This window comes from Mesorhizobium loti (genome assembly GCA_014189435.1).
GTDB lineage: Bacteria > Pseudomonadota > Alphaproteobacteria > Rhizobiales > Rhizobiaceae > Mesorhizobium > Mesorhizobium loti_G.
Map to the genome: position 1 here is coordinate 5,827,985 of CP050293.1, position 17,084 is coordinate 5,845,068.

The window sequence follows — 17,084 nt, forward strand, 5'->3', positions numbered from 1 at the left end:
ACTGATAGGGAAGGTTGCAACCAACCTATCAGTGATAGATTAAGGATTGCACATGACAATTGGATCGGGAACTTCCTCCCTCAAAATCCTCATCTGTGGCGGCGGCATTGCCGGGCCGGCCCTGGCCTATTGGCTTGCCCGAAGCGGTCACCGGGTCGTCGTTGTCGAACGTTTTCCGGTTCTCCGGGCCACCGGTGCGCAAGTCGACCTTCGCGGCCAAGGCATCGATGCCGTCAAGCGAATGGAACTGCTTGACGTTGTCAGGAGCAGGCTTGTCGATGAGGCCGGAGTCTCCTTTGTAAACGCCAAAGGCAAGGCCGTAGCGACGATCATGGCCAACACTTCAGGCCGAGGCCGTCAGTCCCTGACATCCGAATACGAGATCATGCGCGGGGACCTCGTGCGCATTCTCTTCGATGCAACGAAGGACGCCGTCGCCTACGTCTTTGGCAAGACCGTCGAGCGTTTCGAACAGGATGAGAGACAGGTCATTGCCCATTTCTCCGACGGCTCTTCCGACGCGTTTGACCTCCTGGTCGGCGCGGATGGGCAAGGGTCGCGCATTCGTAAAGCCATTCTGCCGACCGCTTCTCCTGATCCCTACCTGCGGCTGGGGATGCACATGGCGTACTGGTTCATTCCGCGCCTTCCATCCGACAGCAACATTCGTGACACCTACATTGCACCCGGCGGCAGAATGATCATGCGCAGGAGCCACAACCCAACGGAAACCCAGGTCTACTTTGTGCTCAGGGACGATTCCAAAGAGGCATCCGCCATTCACAAACAGTCGATCGAGCGCCAAAAGCAGTTTTGGACGAACCGGTTTCAAAACGCAGGATGGCAGACCCAACGGTTTCTCGAAGGCATGGCGGTGACTGAGAGTTTTTACTCCCAGGAAGTGGTGCAGGTGCGTACGGATACATGGTCCAAGGGGCGAGTGGCCCTGGTCGGCGATGCCGCGCATTGTGCATCTCCCTTTAGCGGCATGGGGGTCTCTGGCGGCCTGGTGGGAGCGTATGTCCTTGCCGGTGAGATCAATCGGAATTCTCAAAACCTGCCGGAGGCGCTTGCAAGTTACGACAAGTTGCTGCGGCCGTTCGCTAATGAAATTCAAAAAGCGGTCAAGCCACGCCTCCTGCGATTGGGCATGCCCAGAACGCAGTTGGGCGTTGACGCTTTTCATGCTGTTGCAGCATTGGCCTGCGGCCTGCGAATTCCGGATCTGATCGCCCGGCTTTCGAAGGAAGACCGGGGCGGCGACTGGCGGCTGCCGGAATATGCCTGGAATCAACAGCCCATCGTCGACCGTGCGGCGAAATGGCGATAATCCGGCCCGCCGCGACGTTTATGCGTCTCGACCCAGACCGGGCGCTGGTCCAGGCAACACGTTCGGCGATAAAATCATGTGTGGCCAGATGGTACCATCTGGCCACCTTTCGTCTTGCCGGGTGAAGGGGCGCTCTCGACTCAACCCAGAGCACTACCCTAGTTTGCCCGCAAGATTTGCAGGCGGCGGCGTATGAAAAAACTGATCCTGATCATTCTCGGCTTGACGCTGGTGGCGACGCTGTTCGCGGCCGAGGCGGCGACATTGGTGCCGCCGGGAAACCGCAATGCCGTGCAGCCCGACATTCCCGGCGCCTCCAGCCGGCGCACGCAGGCGACCAACACCACCTTCCAGGCGAAGTACCGCAAGGTTTACGCCTTGCTGCAGAACGACGCCGAATTGCGCGGCAAGATCAAGAAGGCAGCAGCCACCTACGGCATCGATCCCCTGCACATCGTCGGCGCCATCGTCGGCGAGCACACCTACAATGTCGACGCCTATGACCGGCTGCAGACCTACTACGTCAAGGCAATCTCCTATCTCTCCAGCAAGCTGTCCTTCGCCTATGACGGCGAGGACATCACGGATTTCGTGCAGCGGCCGGAATTCAAGAAATGCGCCGGGATGTCCGACAGCTACGATCTGTGGGAATGCCGCGAGCAGGTCTGGAACCATTCGTTTCGCGGCAAGAGCGTTGGCGGGACAAGCTTTCCCGACGACCGCTTCGGCGCCACTTTCTTCCAGCCCTATTATGCCGGGCAGACCTTCGGCCTCGGCCAGCTCAATCCGCTGACCGCCTTGCAGATGAGCGATCTCGTACACAAGGTTTCCGGCCTGCCGAAGCTCGACGTCGGCGATCCCAACTCGGTCTACAAGACCATCATGGATCCCGACCTGACGCTGCCTTACGTCGCGGCGACGATCCGGAAATCGATCGACGCCTACAAGAGCATTGCCGGCTTCGACATTTCGGGCAATCCGGGGCTGACCGCCACGCTCTACAATGTCGGCAATCCGGAGCAGCGCGCCGATGCGCTGAAGGCGGAAAACGACAGGCGCCGCGCCGCTGGTGAGCCGGAAAAACTGCCCGAGGAAAATTATTACGGCTGGCTGGTGAATGATAAATTGTCGGAGTTGAAGGCGCTGTTTTAGGGGGTATGGCCCTCTACCTCCCCCTTGTGGGGAGGTCGGACCGGAGGTCCGGGTGGGGGTCCGGTGCCGCACCCCCACCCCGCTGCTTCGCAGCGACCCTCCCCACAAGGGGGAGGGTAAGGCCAACTCCTTGTCACTCAAGCCGCCAGCAGCGACTTCAGCTTGATGGCCTGCGATCCCAGCGCTTCCGGCGCCGGCTTCGCCCGTTTGCCGATCAGCATTTCGGCCAGCCTGATGTCGCGGGCGACCGCATTGCCGGGGCCGATGCCGCTGGCCGCCACCAGCCTGCCGTCTTCAGCCAAATGGAAGAGGATGAAGGCGCCATCGCCGAGATCGCGGCGCACGGTGCTGCGGCCTTCGTCGGAGAGGCCTGCGATCTGCAGGCTCAGACCATATTGATCCGACCAGAACCACGGCACCGCTGCATGCGCCTCGCCGGTATCAAGCATGTTCCTGGCTGCCAGCGCGCCTTGCTCCTGGGCGTTGCGCCAGGCTTCCAGCCGCACGCGGCGGCCGCCATAGACGGCGAGCGGAAACGAGCAGCAATCGCCGGCAGCAAATATGTCGGGATCGCTGCTGCGCAGCTCGGCATCGACAGCAATGCCGTTGTCGATCGTCAGGCCGGCTTCGGCGGCAAGCCCGGTCACCGGCACGGCGCCGATGCCGATGACGGCGAGGTCGGCTGATAGCTCCTGTCCGCCGGCAAGCGCTATGCGCACCTGCTTGCCATCGTCGGCGATGGACACGATGCCGTCACCGCACAGGATTTTCACGCCCTCGGCGACGTGGGCTTCATGGATGATTTCTGCGATCTCGGCCGGCACGCCGCGCATCAGGATGCGGGGCTGCGCCTCGATGACGGTGACAGACGCGCCCAGTTTGCGGGCGGCGGCAGCGAGTTCGAGGCCAATGAAGCCGCCGCCGATGATGGCGATACGGTTGCCGGCGGTGAGATGCGCGCGAATGGCGAGCGCGTCAGTGAAGGTTCTGAGATAGACGCAGCGCGGACCCAGCCCCGGCATCGGCAATTTGCGCGGCGTCGAACCGGTGGCCAGCAGGAGCTTGTCGTAGGGCAGGACCGAACCGTCCGACAGGCGGACCGCATGCGCCGCGCGATCGATCGCCACGGCCTGGACGGAATGGATATGCCGGATCGATTTCTCGGCCAGAATTGCCTCGCTGGCGATCGCCTTGATTTCAGGCGCTTCGCTGACCATCGCGTCCTTGGACAGTGGCGGGCGCTCATAAGGCGGATGCGGCTCATCGCCGACCAGCGTCACCGGGCCGTCGTAGGCCAGCTCGCGCAGAGCCAATGCTGCGCGCCCACCGCATTCGCCGGCGCCGATGATGACCATTCCCCGCGCCATGTCAGTCATCCGATCTGGATCAGGACTTTGCCAGCATCAACCTTGACCGGATAGGTTTTCAGGTTGACGCAGACCGGCGCGCCGCGGGCGTCACCCGTCTTGTAGTTGAAGCGGCCATTGTGCTTGGGGCATTCAATGATGTCGTCCATCACCAGCCCGTCGGCCAGATGCACCTTTTCATGCGTGCACAGGCCGTCGGTGGCGAAGAACTCATCGTCGGGGCTGCGATAGATGGCGAAGGTGCGGCCGCCATGGTCGAAGCGCATCACATCCTCCTCGTCGATGTCGCCGGTGGCACAGGCCTCGACCCAGTCGTTCATTCAAGTCCTCCCTTGGAAATCGGGTACAAGCGCGATCATTCCGCCGCGGCGGCGACGGCGTCGTCGTGGAATTCCTCGCGATACGGCCTGGCGGTCGGCGGCAGTTCGCGCTTGAGGAAATAGTCCTCGTTGCGCAGCTGGCGCAGGAAGGCCGGGATCATCTCGCGGTAGCCGGCCAGGATCGACGGTGTCGGCGCCGGCAGATCGTGCTTGATCAGCGCATGTAGCTTCGGTAGCGCGTGATAGGGCACCATCGGGAACATATGATGCTCCACATGGTAGTTCATGTTCCAGTAGATGAAGCGGCTGATCGGGTTCATGTAGACGGTGCGGCTGTTCAGCCTATGGTCGGTGACATTGTCGGCCAGACCGCCATGCTGCAGCAGCCCGACCATGACGTGATGCCAGGCGCCGTAGAGCCTGGGCAGGCCGACCAGCATCAGGGGCAGGAACGAACCGGAATAGAGCGCGAGCGCGATGGTGGCGGCGTAGATCGCCGTCCAGATGCGGGCGACGCGGATCGCCTTTGGCTGCTCCTGTTCGGGAATGAAGGTCTTTTCCGCCGCGCTGATGTTGCCGGCGGCGTTGCGCAGCATGTCTGACATCGCATGCCAGGCGTCTGTTACACCGACGAAGGCAAGAATGACGCGCAGCAGATCCGGCGGCCGCATGACCGAGATTTCCGGATCGCGGCCGACGATGATGGTGTCGGTGTGGTGACGCGTGTGGCTCCAGCGCCAGGTCACCGGATTGCGCATGATCATGAAGCAGGCGATCTGATAGACCGCATCGTTCATCCATTGCGTGCGGAAGGCGGTGCCGTGACCGCATTCGTGCCAGCGTGAATCGGTGGAGGAGCCGTAGAGAACGCCATAGACGAAGAAGAACGGCACGCACCACCATGTGCCCCAGAACCAGGCGCCGCCGGCGCCGCTGACGATCAGCGCGGCGAACCAGATCGCCGTATCGCGGATCGCCGGCCCGTCGGAGCGCTGCATCAGCTCCTTCATCTGCTTGCGCGGAATCTCGGTGTGATACCATTCGGCCGCCGACAGGCCGGTCTCGACGGCGAGCTTGGCGTCGCGGCCGATCAGGCTGTAGTCACGCCGGGACGGTGCTGCGGTCATGATTGCCTCCCACGGCAAACGGCTCTGGCCATAGCCAATGCCAGCCACTCATTGGCTTCGAGCCTGAAAATAGCGCCGACCGATGATAGACTCAACATCACAAAGATAGTTTCTATCATTTCCTATCAGGATGATGTAGAAAGGCTCGGACGATCCCAGCGAGGCAAGCATGGCAAAACGGCCGACCATATCGGACCTAGCGCGCATCTCCGGTGTCAGTGTCGCCACGGTCGATCGCGTGCTCAACAGCCGCCTGCCGGTGCGCGAGGAAACGGCGCGCCGCGTCTACGAGGCGGCGACCGAGATCGGCTACCACGCGGCCGGCCTGATCAAGCAGCGGATGCGCCATGAATTGCCCGAGTACCGGCTCGGCTTTCTGCTGCTCAAGGGCAATTATGTCTTCTACAGCGAGTTCGCCCGCGAGCTTGAACTCGCCGTGTCGCGGTCGCCGCGCTTTCGCGGCGTCGCCATGATCGATTTCGCCGACTCTCTGGCTCCTGATGAAATCGTCGAGCGCGCGCGCAGGCTGGCGGCCAAATGCAGGGCCGTGGCCCTAGTCGGGCCGGATCACCCGACACTGACGGTCGCCGTCGAGGAGATGAAGGCGAAAGGGCTGCCGGTGTTTTCCCTGCTGTCCGACTTCGCCGCCGGCATCCGCGAAGGCTATGTCGGCCTCGACAACCGCAAGGTCGGCCGCAGTGCGGCCTGGATGATCTCGAAGGCGGCGAAACGGCCGGGCAAGGTTGCGCTTTTCGTCGGCAGCCATCGCTTCCACGGCCACGAACTGCGCGAGATCGGCTTTCGCTCCTTCTTTCGCGAGCAGGCGCCGGAATTCACCTTGCTCGAGACATTGGTCAATCTGGAAGCCAACCAGATTACCCAGGACACGCTGCTCGATCTCCTCAGCCGTCACCCTGATCTCGTTGGCTGCTATGTCGCCGGCGGCGGCATGGAAGGCGCTGTCGCGGCGCTCAGGCAGGCAAAGCCGGCCGAGGTGCCCGCGGTCATCTGCAACGAGATCAACGCGACATCGCGTTCCGCCCTGGCGGATGGCATCCTGACGATGGTGATCTCGACGCCGTTGGCCGCCCTGTGCCGTGAACTGGTCGACCTGATGGCGCACGCCATCGAGACGGGTGCGGCGAACGCGCCCGGCCAGACCTTCCTGCCGTTCGACATCTATCTGCCTGAGAATATTTAGGGAGGTTGGCCCAAACATCCTCGACTTCGTCATCCACGGGCGGAGCAAGGAGCGTAGCGACGCAGCGCAGACCCGAGGATCCATGCCGTGCCGTCTGTGCGATGCTACGGTGAAAAACTGGCTTAGGCTGGAGCGAACCTCATTCTGAGCCGCTATGCACTTGGCGACCGTCGCGGCATGGATCCTAGGGTTTCCGCGACGTCGCTTCGCGACTGCTCCACCCTAGGATGACGAAGTCGGGGTGACCGTCGCAAATCGCGGATGGTCGCGACTGCCCGCCAGCGGCTTAGGCGCCGATCCGCTTATTGCCTCGGCATCGACCACCCGTCATCCGAAAATCGCGCATCCGGTTTTGGAATCTCCTTGACGCCTCACGGCAAAATGGAATAAATATTTCACCAACTGTACATTTTGGTTCTTTCGTTCCGGAACATCTGGTTCAAACAGAGGGCTTGGCGTTCCAGCAAACGGCAAGGCACCACCCGGAACAGAAACGATATCAGGGAGAGATTCCCCGGGGAGATCGGGGATTCCGGATAGATCGGTGCAACCGGACACCAGCATGTGGAGGAGAGAGACAATGAAGAAACTGATTTTGGGCGTCGCTTTCGCGGCGCTGATGAGTTCATCCGCTTTTGCCGCCAAGGTTGGCGTGTCGATGGCCAAATTCGACGACAACTTCCTGACCGTGCTGCGCAACGGCATGATCGAGCAGGCCAAGGGCATGAGCGGTGTCGAGCTGCAGGTCGAGGACGCGCAGAACGACGTTGCCAAGCAGCTTGACCAGATCAAGAACTTCGCCGCTTCGGGCGTCGACGCGATCATCGTCAACCCGGTCGACACCTCGGCCACCCAGGCGATGTCGGATGCCGCGGCCGCCGCCAAGATCCCGCTGGTCTATGTCAACCGCGAGCCGGTCAACGTCGACACGCTGCCTGACAACCAGGCCTTCGTCGCTTCGAACGAGGCCGATTCCGGTACGCTCGAGACCAAGGAAGTCTGCCGCCTGTTCACGGAAGCCGGCAAGAAGGAAGCCAATGTCTATGTGATCATGGGCGAGCTTTCCAACCAGGCCGCCGTGCAGCGCACCAAGGATATCGAAGAGGTGATCGCGACGCCGGATTGCAGCTTCATCAAGATCATCGACAAGCAGACCTCGAACTGGAACCGCGACGAGGCGCAGAACCTGATGACCAACTGGCTGTCGACCGGCAAGAAGTTCGACGGCGTCATCGCCAACAATGATGAAAGCGCCATCGGCGCCATCCAGGCGATGAAGGCCGCCAACATCGACATGAAGTCGGTTGTCGTCGGCGGCGTCGACGCCACCCAGGACGCACTTGCCGCCATGCAGGCGGGCGACCTCGACGCAACCGTGTTCCAGGACGCGGCCGGCCAGGGCGCGGGTGCACTGGATGCAGCATTGAAGCTGGCCAAGGGCGAGAAGGTCGAACACAAGGTCTACGTCCCCTTCCAGCTGGTGACGCCGGCCAACATCGACAAGTTCCTGAAGAAGAACTGAGCGGCGAACGGCTCGATACGGAGCGGCGCTCCCAAGCAAGACAGCGCCGCTCCCCTCTCCCTCAGCGCCGGCACGGCGCGAGGGCGACCGCGGCTGACGGAGGACAGAATACGTGGCACAGACATCTCATGGCGTCGGCGGAGTCGGCTATGACGCGAAGAAGCGCTCATGGCCTGCCGAACTCAACGTTTTCCTGGCGCTTGTCATCCTGGTCATCGCCTTCGAACTGATCGGCCGGATCTTTCTCGGCGACAGCTTCCTGTTCAACACCCGCAGCGACGTCAGCGCGATCTTCAACGAAGCCCGCCTGCAGATCATCATCCTGCAGGTGTCGATCGTCGGCATCATCGCCATCGGCGTGACGCAAGTGATCATCACCGGCGGCATCGACCTGTCCTCGGGTTCAATCGTCGGCGCGACCGCCATGATCGCCATGAGCTTTGCCCAGGTGGCGACGGTCAACGGCAATCCCAATCCCAAGGCAATGTTCCTAGCCCAGGGCTGGACCGACCTGCCTGTCATCGTGCCGGTGCTGGTGGCGATCGGCTGCGGTCTGTTTGCCGGCCTGGTCAACGGCGCCTTGATTGCCTACACGCGCATTCCGCCGTTCATCGCCACGCTCGGCATGATGGTCACCGCACGCGGCATCGCCAAATGGTGGTCCAAGGGCCAGCCGATCTCGTTTCCCACCGAGGGTTTCGCGGCCATCGGCAAAGGCCTGATGCCCGTCATCATCTTCCTGTCGTTGGCCGTGCTGTTCCAGCTGATCATGACCTACACACGATACGGCAAGCATTGTTATGCGATCGGCTCCAACGAGGACGCCGCGCGCATGTCCGGCATCAAGATCGCCAACCACAAGATCCTGGTCTACGTCATCGCCGGTGTGCTTGCAGCACTCGCCGCCGTGGTGCTGAGCTCCAAGAACCTCACCGCGCAGTCCGGCATGGGCGTGATGTACGAACTCGACGCCATTGCCATGGCGGTCATCGGCGGCGTCTCGCTGTCAGGCGGCCGCGGCTCGATCATCGGCACGGTGATCGGCTCGCTGATCTTCGGTGTCATCATCTCCGGCTTCACCTTCCTGCGCCTCGACGCCTACTACCAGGAGATGGTCAAGGGCGTGATCATCGTCGGTGCGGTGGTTCTCGACCAGTGGCGCCAACGCCTGCGGGCAATGAGGGCTTGACCATGTCAGACATCGTCCTGAAGACCGAAAACCTGACCAAGCGCTATGGCGGCGTGCATGCGCTGGAAGGCGCCAATTTCGAGCTGCGCAAAGGCGAGCATGTCGCCATCATGGGCGACAACGGCGCCGGCAAGTCGACCTTCGTGCGCCAGATCACCGCCGTCGAGCAACGCACCAGCGGCCAGATCTGGTTCGACGGCAAGGAAGTGAATTTTGCCGGGCCGATCGAGGCCCGCACGGCCGGCATCGAAACCGTGTTCCAGAACCTGGCGCTCGCCGACGATCTCGACGTGCCCTCGAACCTGTTCCTCGGCCGCGAAAAGGTGCTGTTCAATCTCGGACCGTTCTCGATCCTCGACCGCAAATACATGCGCAAGGCGACGGAAGCCGCATTGGTCCGCACTGCGGTTAAGATCCCCAATCTATCCAACACCATCCGCCACATGTCGGGCGGCCAGCGCCAGTGCGTGGCGATCGCCCGGACCGCGACCTTCGCCTCCAAGCTGATCATCATGGACGAGCCGACGGCAGCACTCGGCGTGCAGGAGACCGCGCAGGTCGAAAACATCGTCCGCACGTTGAAGGACAATGGCGAGCCGCTGATCCTGATCAGCCACAATATGCGCCAGGTGTTCGACCTCTGCGATCGTATCGTCGTGTTCCGGCGCGGCCGCATCGTCGCCAATCTGCGCAAGGAGAACACCGACGGAAACGATATCGTCTCCTACATCACCGGCGCCAAGACCGGCGAGGCGGAACTCGCGGCCTAAACAGGGCGGTCACCCGGTTTAGGGACAATCTCGCGCGCTGGAAAAATACCTTGCCACCTTTCCCCGACAGGAAGGTGGGGACACAATTCTCTCTCTAACCCATCCCCCTAGAGGAAATACCAATGACTGTTCGCTTCGCTCTCCTCGGTGCCGGCCGCATCGGCAAGGTCCATGCCCGCGCCGTCGGCTCCAACCCGCAGGCCAAACTGGTTGCCGTCGCCGATGCGTTCGAGAAGGCGGCAAAGGAACTGGCGTCGGCCTATGGCGCCGAGGTGCGCACCATCGATGCCATCGAAAAATCGGCGGATATCGACGCCGTCGTCATCTGCACGCCGACTGACACCCATGCCGATTTGATCGAGCGTTTCGCCAAGGCCGGCAAGGCGATCTTCTGCGAGAAGCCGATCGACCTCAACGTCAAGCGCGTCGAGAAATGCCTGGCCGTGGTCGAGAAGACCAAGGCGACGCTGATGGTCGGCTTCAACCGCCGCTTCGACCCGCATTTCGCCGCCGTGCGCAAGGCGATCGATGATGGCGCCATCGGCACCGTCGAGATGGTCACCATCACGTCCCGTGATCCGGGTGCGCCGCCGATCGACTACATCAAGCGCTCGGGCGGCATTTTTCGCGACATGACCATCCATGATTTCGACATGGCGCGCTTCCTGCTCGGCGAAGAGGTCGTGGCGGTCAGCGCCCATGCTTCGGTGCTGGTCGACAAGAAGATCGGCGCGGCCGGCGATTTCGACTCGGTCAGCGTCATCCTCGAGACCGCTTCCGGCAAGCAGGCCGTCATCTCCAATTCGCGCCGCGCCACCTATGGTTACGACCAGCGCATCGAGGTGCATGGCTCGAAGGGCATGGTCGCGGCCGAGAACCAGCGCCCGGTGTCGATCGAGCTGGCCAACGAGAAGGGCTACACGCGCCCGCCGCTGCACGACTTCTTCATGACCCGCTATCTCGACGCCTATGCCAACGAGATCGCTGCCTTCATCGCAGCGGCAACGTCGGGCAAGAAGGCTGCACCGAGCGGCGCCGACGGCCTCGTGGCACTGAAGCTGGCGGATGCGGCGCTGAAGTCTGCGACGACAGGCAAGACCGTCCGCCTCGACAAGTAAGAATTCGGGTCCAAGGCACAGGAGCAGAGCGATGAGCGCATCCGCCGATCGCAATTCAAAAACGCGCGCCATCGTTACCGGCGGCGCGCAAGGCATCGGCTTTGCCGTCGCCGAGGCACTGGCCGACGAAGGCTGCCAGGCACTGGCGCTCATCGGCCGCTCGCAGGAGAAGGGCGACAAGGCTGTCGCCTCCCTCAAGAAGTCCGGCGTCGACGCGATCTTCATCAGCGCCGATGTGTCAAAAGTGGCGGACTGCAAGCGCGCGGTCGCCACCGCGATCTCGCATTTCGGCACCATCAACGCCCTGGTCAATGCCGCCGCGACATCGGCGCGCGGCTCGCTGGTCGAAACCAGCGAAGAGCTCTTCGACACCATCTTCGACACCAATGTGCGTGGGCCGTTTTTCCTGATGCAGGGCGTGGTGGCGCATCTGCTCGAGAAAAAAGCCCCCGGCTCGATCGTCAACGTGCTGTCGATGTCGGCGCATACCGGCCAGTCGTTCCTGACGCCCTATTCGACCAGCAAGGGCGCGCTGATGACGCTGACCAAGAACGTCGCCAATGCCTATCGCTACAACCGCATCCGCTGCAACGCGGTGCTGCCCGGCTGGATGGACACCGAGGGTGAGGACATCGTGCAGAAGAAATGGCACGATGCGCCTGACGACTGGCTGGCAAAGGCCGAAGCCGCGCAGCCGATGGGCCAGTTGGTGAAGCCGGACCAGCTTGCGCGGCTGATCAGCTACATGGTCAGCCCGCAGTCGGGCGTCATGACCGGGTCACTGGTCGACTATGACCAGAGCATTGCGGGGTCGTCTCCGGAGTAGCAGCAGGCAAGCCTAGCGGAAACGCCCATCACTTCGTCATCCACGGGCGGAGCAAGGAGCGCAGCGACGCGGCGCAGACCCGAGGATGACGAAGGCGCGGAGGCTTCGACCTGGCTACCATCGGTCAGCCCCCTCCCTGTTGCAGCCGCATTGCCATTCCCATATAGTCAAGATGGTCAGAGTGGTCATGGAGGTCGCAATGCAGCCTGCGAATACCAATTGGACGGTCGCCGGGGCAAAAGCCCGGCTCTCAGAGGTTATCGAGCGCGCGCAGTCTTCGCCGCAGACGATCACCAGAAACGGCAAACCAAGCGTGGTTGTCGTCTCGGCCGAGGAATGGCAGCGCAAGACCGCGCGCAAGGGTACGCTTGCGGAGTTCCTACTGGAGTCGCCGCTGCGCGGCGCCGATATCAACCTTGAGCGTCATCGCGACGAACCGCGTGATCTGCCGCTGTGAGGCTTCTGCTCGATACGAATGTCCTGTCCGAAGTGACACGACCGGCGCCGGACGCACGCGTTCTGGACTGGCTGGACGGGCTTGATGAAGACCGCTCATTCATCAGCGTCGTATCGATCGCCGAGATCCGGCGCGGCGTTGCCCTCATGGATGAGGGCCGGAAACGTGAGGCACTGGCCGAATGGCTCGCTCGGGACCTGCCGCAGCGCTTCGAGCAGAGGGTTCTTCCGGTGGACGAACCAGTTGCCTTGGCGTGGGGCGACCTGATGGGATTTGCGAAGCGCCGCGGTCGCGGTCTGTCGTCGATGGACGGCCTGATCGCAGCCACGGCGATTGCGCAGGAGCTCACCCTGGCAACGCGCAATACGAAGGATTTCGAAGGCTTTGGAATTGAACTCTTCGATCCCTGGACTGCATGACGTCGGTAGCCTCATCAGACAGGTGACAAACGCCTCCGCTTCGACTATATGAGCCTCATGATCAACCTGACCGCCAAATATTGGTACTTTAGGAGCTCGCTGGCGGCGGGAGGATTGCGCTCGATCTGAAGATTGCAGCAACAAGATCCGAACAGCCGCCATACCTGGCGGCTTTTTTGTTTTCAGCCGGCAGGTTTCCCAAACAGGAGCAGAAAGCCGTGTTGACGACCACAGACGACCTCCGGGTCAAGGAAATCCGAGAACTGAGCACACCGGACGAGGTGATGCGGGAAATCCCGCGCACCTTGACGGCGACGCGCACCGTCTGCGCGTCACGCAACGCAACCCATGCCATCTTGAACGGCACCGACGATCGGCTGCTGGTCATCGTCGGCCCGTGTTCGATCCACGATCCGGTCGCCGCCGTCGACTATGCCAGCCGTCTGGCGGCGCTGCGCGAGAGCCTGTCGGACCGGCTGGAGGTCGTGATGCGGGTCTATTTCGAAAAGCCGCGCACGACGGTCGGCTGGAAGGGCCTGATCAACGATCCCGACCTCGATGGCAGCTTCAACATCGACAAGGGGCTGAGGATGGCGCGCAACGTGCTGTCGGCCGTCAACAATCTCGGCCTGCCGGCGGCAACCGAATTCCTCGACATGACCACGCCGCAATACATCGCCGACCTCGTCGCCTGGGGCGCGATCGGCGCGCGCACGACGGAGAGCCAGATCCACCGCGAGCTGGCGTCGGGTCTCTCCTGCCCGGTCGGCTTCAAGAACGGCACCGACGGCAATCTGCGGATCGCCGCCGAGGCGGTGAAATCCGCCGCCCAGCCGCATCATTTCATGGCGGTGACCAAGGGCGGGCGCAGCGGCATCGCGACGACGACAGGCAATGAGGACTGCCACGTCATCCTGCGCGGCGGCGTTCAACCCAACTATGACGCCGCGAGCGTCGAAGCCGCCTCTGTGGAACTCGCCCGCATCGGCGTTGCGCCCAGGCTGATGATCGATGTCAGCCACGCCAACTCAGCCAAGAAGCCCGAGAATCAGCCCAAGGTGGCGGCCGATGTCGCCGGGCAGGTCGCGGCGGGCGACGAGCGCATCATCGGCGTCATGATCGAGAGCAACCTCGTCGCCGGCCGGCAGGATGTGGTGCCAGGCAAGCCGCTCGTCTATGGTCAGAGCATCACCGATGGCTGCATCGACTGGGCAACCACCGAGACCGTTCTGCACGGCCTGGCCGGGGCCGTCGAGTGGCGCCGCTCGGTGCGTCGCGCGATGATCGACAGCCGGCAGGGAGCCGCTTGAGGGCAAATCGTACATGGCAGCGCCAGCCCCCTCTCCGGCCGCTGCGCGGCCACCTCTCCCCCATTTCATGGGGGCGAGGAAACGCTAGCCGCCGATGACGCAGCCTTGGAAACCCTGGGTTCCTCGCCCCCACAAAGTGGGGGAGAGGTGGCTCGGCGAAGCCGAGACGGAGAGGGGGAGGGGGAGGGGAGTGCCATCTACGCCGCCCTTAACCCTTCCCAAGCTGTAAACACCGAGACGGCAAAGAGCAGCAGCCCGGCTGCCCGACCGGCAATCGCCGTCGCGCGCGGATTTGCCACCAATAGATTGCGGCTGCGGCCGGCAGTGATCGCGAGCCCGCCATAGATCGCGGCCTGGGTCAGGACGGTCATCAATCCCATGACTGTCGCCTGCATCCAGATCGGACCGTAGTCCGGCTTCAGAAACTGCGGATAGACGGCAAGCACGAAGAGGTAGGCCTTCGGATTGATCAGGCAAGTCACAAAACCCTGCCGAAACGCCTTCCATGCCGAGCGGCTGCCGGCCGGCCCGCCATGACCGACGGTGATGGAGCTGCGCATCAGCGTGATGCCGATGAAGGCCATGTAGGCGGCGCCGGCAATCAGCAGCGGCTTGAACAGGATCGGCACGAAATGCATCAGCAGGCCGACGCCGATCGCGCCGTTCAGCGTGTGCACCATGCCGCCGACCATGATGCCGCCGGTCGCGGCAAGGCCTCGGTCGCGTCCGCCGGTCAGCGCATTGGCAAGCACGAAGAGCATGTCCATGCCCGGAACAGCGATGATGCCGAACAGCAGGATAAAGAAAAGCCAGAGGTTTGCCGCGTAGTCCATGTCAGTTGCCTGTCGCCTCGCCCGGCCAGGCCGCAGCGGAATATGTTGATTCTCAAGTCGATAGGCGCTCCTATAGGCCAACCCAACTGACGATGGTGTGTCAGTTGCGATCGGAAGCCTGAGTGAAAAATGCGCAAGGCGTCACGCCTGTTCGAGATCATCCAGATCGTGCGGCTGGCGCGGCAGCCGGTGACGGCGGCGACGATTGCCGAGCGGCTGGAAGTGACGGTGCGCTCGATCTATCGCGATATCGCAGCGCTGCAGGCGATGCGCGTGCCGATCGAAGGCGGGCGCGGCATCGGCTACATCCTGCGCCCCGGCTTCGACCTGCCGCCGCTGATGTTTTCGATCGAGGAGATGGAGGCGATCGTCCTGTCGCTGGCGTTGCTGGAGCGCACCGGCGACAGCGAGCTCAAGCAGGCGGCCAAGCGCGTCAGCGCCAAGATCGCCGGCGCGGTGCCGCCGCCCTTGCGCCAGGCGTTCGACGCCAATGCGCTGCATGCATGGGGATTCGCCGCGCCTTCGACCGGTGCGATCGACCTGGCGCTGGTGCGGCGCGCCATCCGCGACGAGGAGAAGCTCGACCTCTCCTATCGCGACGAAATGGGCCGCGCCTCCGAGCGGCTCGTCCGGCCGATCGCCCTGATCTATTACGCCGAAACCGCCAACATCGTCGCCTGGTGCGAGCTGCGCCAGGCGATCCGCAATTTCCGCAGCGACCGGATCGAGGATTGCCAGGCGACGGGGTTGCGCTTCAAGGGCGAAGGCGACCGGTTGCGGCAGGTCTGGGTCAACGGCTGGGAAGCGAACGTCGCTGCCGGTGGTTGAGACGGCTCCGCGAAGGGGCCGCCGGTTTGCAACAGGCCTTGGTCATGTCGCCTGGATGCCTTCGGCGGCAAGGCGTTGTCCGCGCAGCAGCGCCAATCCGATTTCGGCCATTGCAAACAAAAGGATCGCAACCAGGAACCCACTGGTCCCGACATTGACGATCAGCCATCCGCCGAGCATCGGGAAACCGAAGACACCCAGGAAATAGGCGACGACGAACCAAGTCAGCGCGGCATTGCGGTGTTCTGCTGGAGCATCGTTCACCGCTTGTGTCTGGATGACCGAATAGACCAGGCCGTAGCCAACGCCCAGCAGGATCGCACTGGCGATCTGGACCACCACGCCATAGGCGAGACCAAAGGCGACAATGACGCCGGCGATCATGACCGCCAGCAGGATAACCGCAACATGGTCGCCCCTGGCACGGCCAATCACCGGCGCAAGCAAAAACCGCGACGCGACAACGGTGATTGCATAGACGGCAAAGAAGGTGCTGGCCTGAAGTCCGGTGCCGCGGACCAGCGACGTCTGAAAGGTCAGCAGTCCGCTGAACACACAGGCGCCAAGCCCGACCATCAGTATGGGGTAGATCGCGCGTGTGCGCAGCAACGCCGGCAGGGCCCGCACCCAGGCGTTGCCTGCTGCCTTGATCGCTGCCGCGACCGGCCGTACCGCGATGGTTTCGAACACGGCCAAGAGCAATGCGGCCAGCAGGCAAATCAAAGTGACGGCGCCAAAGGCCTGCCCGGTCGTGAGCCCGACCTCGCTGATCAGCGCGCTCGCCATGATCGGGCTCAGCCCAATCCCGCCCATCTGGAACGCACCATAACGCGTGAACCAGAAACCGCGATCCTGATCGGCCACGCGCATCGAAAGCGCCATCGGCGCGGCGAGGAAGAAAATGCCCCAGCCAAGGCCGATGAAGAAGCCGGCGACGCCGATCAACGGCGTCAGCGTCGATAGCGACGCCAGGCCGAGATAGCCACAGGCAACCAGCATCGCACCAAGTCCCGCCATACGGCCGGCGCCGAGGCGCCAGGCAAACCAGCCGACGAGGGGAACGCCGACAAGCGTGCCCAGCATGGCGCCACCAAGCGTCGTGCCGGTTTCGATCTCGCTGCCGCCGAGCGCTCGAAAATGCTCGGTGAGCAGGAAGGTGGCGCCGTAACCCATCGATGTGAGCAAGGTGGCAACGAAGAGCAAATAGGCGTGCAATGTGCGCATGGGAGCCCGCACCTTTCCTGTCAAAAGCGTCCTGCATTTCCAAGGACAATGTGGTACACTCATCCTTCAGATTTTGATTGATTTACAGGTC

The 17,084-nt window shown here is 62.8% G+C and carries 17 protein-coding genes; 12 read left to right on the forward strand and 5 right to left on the reverse strand.

Annotated elements, in window-relative coordinates:
- Positions 1 to 52: 52 nt before the first annotated feature.
- On the forward strand, positions 53 to 1,330 hold the full coding sequence (locus tag HB777_27855; protein ID QND67367.1) for an oxidoreductase: 1,278 nt from the start codon (positions 53 to 55) through the stop codon (positions 1,328 to 1,330).
- A gap of 192 nt (positions 1,331 to 1,522) precedes the next feature.
- Complete coding sequence (locus tag HB777_27860; GenBank protein QND67368.1) at positions 1,523 to 2,482, forward strand: DUF1402 family protein; 960 nt, start codon at positions 1,523 to 1,525, stop codon at positions 2,480 to 2,482.
- A gap of 137 nt (positions 2,483 to 2,619) precedes the next feature.
- On the opposite strand, the gene HB777_27865 is transcribed toward HB777_27860, so the two are convergent.
- From HB777_27865 to HB777_27875, 3 genes are read right to left on the reverse strand one after another with little or no spacing between them, the layout of a single operon-like run.
- A complete protein-coding gene (locus HB777_27865) occupies positions 2,620 to 3,858 on the reverse strand; it encodes an FAD-dependent oxidoreductase (protein QND67369.1) in 1,239 nt (412 codons plus the stop codon).
- A complete protein-coding gene (locus HB777_27870; GenBank protein QND67370.1) occupies positions 3,855 to 4,169 on the reverse strand; it encodes a Rieske 2Fe-2S domain-containing protein in 315 nt (104 codons plus the stop codon). The genes HB777_27865 and HB777_27870 overlap by 4 nt, the downstream gene beginning before the upstream one ends.
- Before the next feature lie 35 nt (positions 4,170 to 4,204).
- Entirely contained in the window at positions 4,205 to 5,296 is a 1,092-nt protein-coding gene (locus HB777_27875) for a fatty acid desaturase family protein (GenBank protein QND67371.1), read from the reverse strand.
- A gap of 169 nt (positions 5,297 to 5,465) precedes the next feature.
- On the opposite strand from HB777_27875, the gene HB777_27880 reads away from it, so the two are divergent.
- The 9 genes from HB777_27880 to HB777_27920 all read left to right on the forward strand — a co-directional run bounded on the left by HB777_27880 (position 5,466) and on the right by HB777_27920 (position 14,108).
- Positions 5,466 to 6,497 (forward strand): LacI family DNA-binding transcriptional regulator, encoded by a 1,032-nt coding sequence (locus HB777_27880; protein QND67372.1) that lies wholly within the window; start codon positions 5,466 to 5,468, stop codon positions 6,495 to 6,497.
- Positions 6,498 to 7,077: 580 nt separating this feature from the next.
- Complete coding sequence (locus HB777_27885; protein ID QND67373.1) at positions 7,078 to 8,019, forward strand: sugar ABC transporter substrate-binding protein; 942 nt, start codon at positions 7,078 to 7,080, stop codon at positions 8,017 to 8,019.
- Positions 8,020 to 8,131: 112 nt separating this feature from the next.
- Complete coding sequence (locus HB777_27890) at positions 8,132 to 9,208, forward strand: ABC transporter permease (protein QND67374.1); 1,077 nt, start codon at positions 8,132 to 8,134, stop codon at positions 9,206 to 9,208.
- A 2-nt stretch (positions 9,209 to 9,210) separates the two neighbouring features.
- A complete protein-coding gene (locus HB777_27895) occupies positions 9,211 to 9,978 on the forward strand; it encodes a sugar ABC transporter ATP-binding protein (protein QND67375.1) in 768 nt (255 codons plus the stop codon).
- Positions 9,979 to 10,100: 122 nt separating this feature from the next.
- The gene (iolG, locus tag HB777_27900) at positions 10,101 to 11,096 is read left to right on the forward strand and encodes an inositol 2-dehydrogenase (GenBank protein ID QND67376.1); all 996 of its coding nucleotides are present in this window, start codon (positions 10,101 to 10,103) and stop codon (positions 11,094 to 11,096) included.
- A gap of 31 nt (positions 11,097 to 11,127) precedes the next feature.
- Positions 11,128 to 11,922 (forward strand): SDR family oxidoreductase, encoded by a 795-nt coding sequence (locus HB777_27905; GenBank protein QND67377.1) that lies wholly within the window; start codon positions 11,128 to 11,130, stop codon positions 11,920 to 11,922.
- 199 nt (positions 11,923 to 12,121) lie between these two features.
- Positions 12,122 to 12,379 carry a type II toxin-antitoxin system Phd/YefM family antitoxin gene (locus HB777_27910; GenBank protein ID QND67378.1) on the forward strand — a complete coding sequence of 86 codons (258 nt, stop codon included), beginning with the start codon at positions 12,122 to 12,124 and terminating at the stop codon, positions 12,377 to 12,379.
- On the forward strand, positions 12,376 to 12,798 hold the full coding sequence (locus tag HB777_27915; protein ID QND67379.1) for a type II toxin-antitoxin system VapC family toxin: 423 nt from the start codon (positions 12,376 to 12,378) through the stop codon (positions 12,796 to 12,798). Before HB777_27910 ends, HB777_27915 begins: the two co-directional genes overlap by 4 nt.
- Before the next feature lie 218 nt (positions 12,799 to 13,016).
- Entirely contained in the window at positions 13,017 to 14,108 is a 1,092-nt protein-coding gene (locus tag HB777_27920) for a 3-deoxy-7-phosphoheptulonate synthase (GenBank protein QND67380.1), read from the forward strand.
- A gap of 197 nt (positions 14,109 to 14,305) precedes the next feature.
- On the opposite strand, the gene HB777_27925 is transcribed toward HB777_27920, so the two are convergent.
- Complete coding sequence (locus HB777_27925; protein QND67381.1) at positions 14,306 to 14,941, reverse strand: LysE family translocator; 636 nt, start codon at positions 14,939 to 14,941, stop codon at positions 14,306 to 14,308.
- A 129-nt stretch (positions 14,942 to 15,070) separates the two neighbouring features.
- On the opposite strand from HB777_27925, the gene HB777_27930 reads away from it, so the two are divergent.
- Positions 15,071 to 15,769 (forward strand): YafY family transcriptional regulator, encoded by a 699-nt coding sequence (locus HB777_27930; protein ID QND67382.1) that lies wholly within the window; start codon positions 15,071 to 15,073, stop codon positions 15,767 to 15,769.
- A gap of 42 nt (positions 15,770 to 15,811) precedes the next feature.
- Here the strand turns inward: HB777_27930 and HB777_27935 are convergent, their stop codons facing one another.
- On the reverse strand, positions 15,812 to 16,993 hold the full coding sequence (locus tag HB777_27935; GenBank protein QND67383.1) for an MFS transporter: 1,182 nt from the start codon (positions 16,991 to 16,993) through the stop codon (positions 15,812 to 15,814).
- Between the last annotated feature and the right edge of the window lie 91 nt (positions 16,994 to 17,084).

What these genes read in the sequence shown, in the direction of transcription:
- HB777_27855 (QND67367.1), top strand. Translation starts at nt 53, where the DNA reads ATGACAATTGGATCGGGAACTTCCTCCCTCAAAATCCTCATCTGTGGC.
- HB777_27860 (QND67368.1), top strand. Translation starts at nt 1,523, where the DNA reads ATGAAAAAACTGATCCTGATCATTCTCGGCTTGACGCTGGTGGCGACG.
- HB777_27865 (QND67369.1), bottom strand. Translation starts at nt 3,858, where the DNA reads ATGACTGACATGGCGCGGGGAATGGTCATCATCGGCGCCGGCGAATGC.
- HB777_27870 (QND67370.1), bottom strand. Translation starts at nt 4,169, where the DNA reads ATGAACGACTGGGTCGAGGCCTGTGCCACCGGCGACATCGACGAGGAG.
- HB777_27875 (QND67371.1), bottom strand. Translation starts at nt 5,296, where the DNA reads ATGACCGCAGCACCGTCCCGGCGTGACTACAGCCTGATCGGCCGCGAC.
- HB777_27880 (QND67372.1), top strand. Translation starts at nt 5,466, where the DNA reads ATGGCAAAACGGCCGACCATATCGGACCTAGCGCGCATCTCCGGTGTC.
- HB777_27885 (QND67373.1), top strand. Translation starts at nt 7,078, where the DNA reads ATGAAGAAACTGATTTTGGGCGTCGCTTTCGCGGCGCTGATGAGTTCA.
- HB777_27895 (QND67375.1), top strand. Translation starts at nt 9,211, where the DNA reads ATGTCAGACATCGTCCTGAAGACCGAAAACCTGACCAAGCGCTATGGC.
- iolG (QND67376.1), top strand. Translation starts at nt 10,101, where the DNA reads ATGACTGTTCGCTTCGCTCTCCTCGGTGCCGGCCGCATCGGCAAGGTC.
- HB777_27905 (QND67377.1), top strand. Translation starts at nt 11,128, where the DNA reads ATGAGCGCATCCGCCGATCGCAATTCAAAAACGCGCGCCATCGTTACC.
- HB777_27910 (QND67378.1), top strand. Translation starts at nt 12,122, where the DNA reads ATGCAGCCTGCGAATACCAATTGGACGGTCGCCGGGGCAAAAGCCCGG.
- HB777_27925 (QND67381.1), bottom strand. Translation starts at nt 14,941, where the DNA reads ATGGACTACGCGGCAAACCTCTGGCTTTTCTTTATCCTGCTGTTCGGC.
- HB777_27930 (QND67382.1), top strand. Translation starts at nt 15,071, where the DNA reads ATGCGCAAGGCGTCACGCCTGTTCGAGATCATCCAGATCGTGCGGCTG.
- HB777_27935 (QND67383.1), bottom strand. Translation starts at nt 16,993, where the DNA reads ATGCGCACATTGCACGCCTATTTGCTCTTCGTTGCCACCTTGCTCACA.